The organism is Pseudomonadota bacterium (assembly GCA_022361155.1).
Taxonomy (GTDB): Bacteria; Myxococcota_A; Polyangia; order Polyangiales; family JAKSBK01; genus JAKSBK01.
On sequence record JAKSBK010000179.1, the window covers coordinates 1 to 3912 of the forward strand.

6 protein-coding genes are annotated in these 3912 nt (G+C 65.3%); 3 read left to right on the forward strand and 3 right to left on the reverse strand.

Going from position 1 to position 3912, the window contains the following annotated elements; genetic code table 11:
- Positions 1 to 193 (forward strand): ISAs1 family transposase (locus MJD61_06320; GenBank protein ID MCG8554890.1); only part of this gene is annotated, 193 nt, incomplete at its 5' end.
- Positions 194 to 213: 20 nt separating this feature from the next.
- Here MJD61_06320 and MJD61_06325 read toward each other — a convergent pair.
- Complete coding sequence (locus MJD61_06325; protein MCG8554891.1) at positions 214 to 1143, reverse strand: NAD(P)-dependent oxidoreductase; 930 nt, start codon at positions 1141 to 1143, stop codon at positions 214 to 216.
- 14 nt (positions 1144 to 1157) lie between these two features.
- Complete coding sequence (locus MJD61_06330; protein ID MCG8554892.1) at positions 1158 to 1640, reverse strand: SRPBCC family protein; 483 nt, start codon at positions 1638 to 1640, stop codon at positions 1158 to 1160.
- 360 nt (positions 1641 to 2000) lie between these two features.
- On the opposite strand from MJD61_06330, the gene rplC reads away from it, so the two are divergent.
- The gene (gene rplC / locus MJD61_06335; protein ID MCG8554893.1) at positions 2001 to 2660 is read left to right on the forward strand and encodes a 50S ribosomal protein L3; all 660 of its coding nucleotides are present in this window, start codon (positions 2001 to 2003) and stop codon (positions 2658 to 2660) included.
- Between the two features lie 17 nt (positions 2661 to 2677).
- On the forward strand, positions 2678 to 3262 hold the full coding sequence (locus tag MJD61_06340; protein MCG8554894.1) for an RlmE family RNA methyltransferase: 585 nt from the start codon (positions 2678 to 2680) through the stop codon (positions 3260 to 3262).
- On the opposite strand, the gene MJD61_06345 is transcribed toward MJD61_06340, so the two are convergent.
- A partial coding sequence (locus MJD61_06345; GenBank protein MCG8554895.1) for a hypothetical protein occupies positions 3259 to 3912 on the reverse strand: 654 nt, incomplete at its 5' end. The two genes, MJD61_06340 and MJD61_06345, sit on opposite strands and share 4 nt — an antisense overlap.

Here is a 3912-nt window from a genome sequence, read left to right on the forward strand (position 1 = left end):
CATGGCCTTTCAGGAGGACCACGCCCGCCATCGCGCTCGAAACACCGCCCAGAACATGACCACGCTACGCCACTTCGCACTCAACCTCGTCCGGCGTGATGGCAAACGCAAAGTCGGCATCGCCACCGCCAGAAAGAGCGCTGGATGGGACAAAAACTACCTCCTCAGCCTCCTTACCAACCCGGTTCCCTAGAACTCGATTGCCCTGGCGAGCTAGCCCACCGGTCCGGAGCGCAAGCGGGCTTGCCAATTGATCTTGGACAGCGAAGCAAGCGCGAGGATGAGGGTGTGGGTGCCGCTGCGGCCGTGGCCCTGTGCAGCCAGCGCCTGGTACAGTTGCTCCACGAGAGCCAGTCCTGGCAGCGCCAGCTTCATGCGGCGAGCCTCCGCGAGCACGACACCCATGTCCTTTTGGAAGTGCTCGACCAGAAACCCCGGCTCGAAATCGCCTCGGAGCATACGGGGAGCCAGGTTGCTGAGCGTCCAGCTGCCCGCCGCGCCCTTTTCCACCACATCGAGCACCCGTTCGAGATTCAGGCCGGCACGGTGCGCATACAGCAAAGCCTCGCAGGTGCCGATCATGCTCGAAGCGACCAGCACTTGGTTCACCATCTTGGTGTGCTGTCCCGCTCCCGGACCGCCCACATGGACGATCGTCGATGCAAAGCTGTTCCAGCACGGAGCGAGCGCCTTGGCGATTGCCTCGTCGCCGCCGATCATGATGGACAGCCTGCCCTCGCGCGCGCCGACATCGCCCCCGGACACCGGTGCATCCAGGCTGCTCACACCGAGCGCGGCGGCACGTTCGGCGATCGCTACGGCCAGCGACGGCTCGCTGGTCGTCATATCGACGATCACCATGCCTGCCCTACATCCCGCGAGCACGCCGTCGGCGCTGAGCATCACTTCACGCACGTCCTCGGGATAGCCCACGATCGTGAACACGATGTCGCTTGCTCGCGCCACGGCAGCGGGCGAAGAAACCGCCACCGCCCCGCCTTCGAGCAAAGGCCGGAGCTTGCCCGAGCTGCGGTTGAAAACCGTGAGCTGAAAACCCTCCGAAAGAAGATGGCCGCACATGCTGGCGCCCATCACACCGGTTCCGATCCAACCGAGTCGCGTGGCCTTGGGATCGACCTTCATGCGCGGGCCGTCACTCAGCCCCCCGGCAGCTCGGTTGGCTGGGTGTCTTGCTGATCCTCCCAGCTTTCCTCGCAGTATGACTTGACGGCATCCATGTCCTCTTCGATGGTCTTCTGGATCATGGCGCGCATCATCGGGTTGATGAGCTTGGGCAGAAGCCTCTGGGCCTTGGCGTCCATGACCATTTCGAGCTCGGTATGGTCGTCGCGGAGCGCAACGCTGAACACGGTGTCCCACACGGTGCCGTGACTCTCGGCAACCATGCGCACGCGTTCGTTCGGCACGAATTCGGTGACCTCGAGATCGGTCGAGGCCTCCTTGCCCTTGAAGACCCGCGTCTCCCTGAAGCGCGTTCCCACGCCCTCATGGACCTCGGACAAGAACTCCGTGCGTACGATGCCAGGCACCGCATTGGCGAAGTTCTCGATCTTGGCGACGGTCTCGAAAACGAGATCGGGTGGTGCCTGGATGCGACGTGTGATGGTGGTGCGTGTCATGTCCTGTGGCTCGTTGAGGTTGCACGCCGTGGTCGTGGCCGCGGTCGATCCCTGGTCGTGGTCGGGACGAGGCAACCTGGTTTCCTGGAAGGGTGACTGCCCGGATAACTCGGTGCGCAATTGACGGCGAGGGGGGCTGTCAATACGCTACAACGCGGTTCGTCCAACTACAACGGCGCGTTGAGTCGTTCGAACGTCGGGGCCCGCCACACGGCAACCTATCCTGACCGACTTGACGCGAGGCGCTTGCGCCGTATCCTTCGGCCGCCGCGACTGGCCACGACACGCGGCCGCGAGGGCCTGTTTGGTGCGTGCCCTCCTGCCAAGGCCGCGGCGTCTGTGCGACGCCAGGAAACAGCCATGAACACCAACTTCGGCCTCATCGGCATCAAGCTCGGTAACACTCAGGTTTTTGGCAAAGACGGCAACGTGAAGCGCGTCACAGCCATTCGGGTGGGGCCCAGCCTCGTACTCGGCAAGCGTAGCGAGGACAAGGAAGGCTACTCGGCGCTTATCGTCGGCTTCGGGGAACGGCGGGACAAACTGGTCAACAAGCCCGAGGCGGGCCTGTACAGGAAGATCGATCAGAAGCCCGCACGCAAGGTGCGGGAGTTCCGTTTGCCAGCCGAGAAACTGTCCGAGTTCGCGGTGGGGCAGCACTTGAAGCCTTCGGAGCACTTCAGGGTCGGCCAGAAGGTGGATGTCACTGGAATCAGCAAGGGCCGTGGCTATACCGGGGTCATGAAGCGCTGGAACTTTGCTGGTGCCGGAAGCGCGAGTCACGGCACCCACGAGTACAAGCGCCACGGCGGCTCCATCGGCACCAACCTAACGCCCGGACGGACCCTGGCGAATTTGAAAATGGCCGGGCAGTACGGCAACGAGACGGTCACGATTCTCAATTTGGAGATCGCCGAGGTACTCGACGAGGAGTGGATGCTGCTCGTCGAGGGGGCGGTGCCGGGACCACGAAACGGCTTCGTGACGGTGCGCGGCGCAGTCAAGGCGAAGCCGGCCTGAAGCGCGCCGCAAAGCGGATGCCACGCAGGCCCCAGGACACCTACGGGCGCCGGGCCAGACGCGAGGGCTACCCAGCGCGCTCGGTGTACAAGCTCGAGGAGCTCGATCGCCGGCTTGGGCTGCTGCGCCCCGGCGGGCGGGTGCTCGACCTGGGGGCGAGCCCGGGTTCGTGGCTGCTCTACTGCGCGCAGCGTGTGGCGCGGCAGGGACGGGTCGTGGGCCTGGACCTGAAGCCGCTAGCCCGCGATCTACCACCGCAGGCACGCTTCGAGCAGCACGACGTCGCCGAGCCCCTGCCCAGCGCGGCGACGCAAGATGCCCCCTTCGATGTGGTGCTCAGCGACATGGCGCCCAACACCACCGGGCAAGCCCATGTGGACCACTACCGCAGCTACGAACTGTTCATGCGCGCCCTGGAGCTGGCGAGCGAGCTCTTGCGCCCGCAAGGCAGCTTCGTGGCGAAGCTCTTTCAGGGCGCGGAATTCGACAACGCCCGCCGGGCGGTGGGCCAGCACTTCGCCAGGGTGCGCATCGTGCGGCCCCGCGCCTCCCGAAGAGAGAGCTCCGAGCTGTTCATCGCGGGTCTAGCCCGCATCGGCTAGAAGCAGGGGAAGGTCGATTCGCAACCATTGAACGCGATGTTGTCGCAGTTGTAGAGGTTGCTGTTGCAGTCCGTAATGTTGCAACGACCGCTCTCGCACTGCGTGGTAGCGCCGGGAAGCTGGCATATGGCGCCGCACGCACCGCAGTTGTTGTCCGAGGACAGCAGGTCGGTATCGCAGACCCCTGTGAAGTCGCAGTCGCCCATGCCCATCTGCCAGCACTGATTCGGGATACCAGGCCCGGGCGGCGGCGGAGGCACCGAACAGCGGATCCGCGACTCGCAGCCGTCGAGCGGGTTGGCGTTGCAGTCCCACCAATCGCTGCTGCAGCCAACCAAGGCGCAGGTGCCGCTCACGCAGGAGAAGTCGCTGCTGTTGGTCGACTGACACAGCCTGTTGCAGCCGCCGCAGTGTGTGTTCGAGGTCATGATGTCGATGTCGCACGAGCCGACGCCGCCGCCGCAGGCCGCGAAACCAGGCGGGCAAAGCGATCCACCGACGCCGCCCAGCCCGCCAACGCCTCCCAGGCCGCCAACACCGCCCAGACCAGCCACGCCAATCAGGCCGCCGAAGCCGCCCAAGCCGCCGGCGCCGCCCAAACCGCCGGCGCCGCCCAAACCGCCGGCGCCGCCAAGGCCGCCAACGCCGCC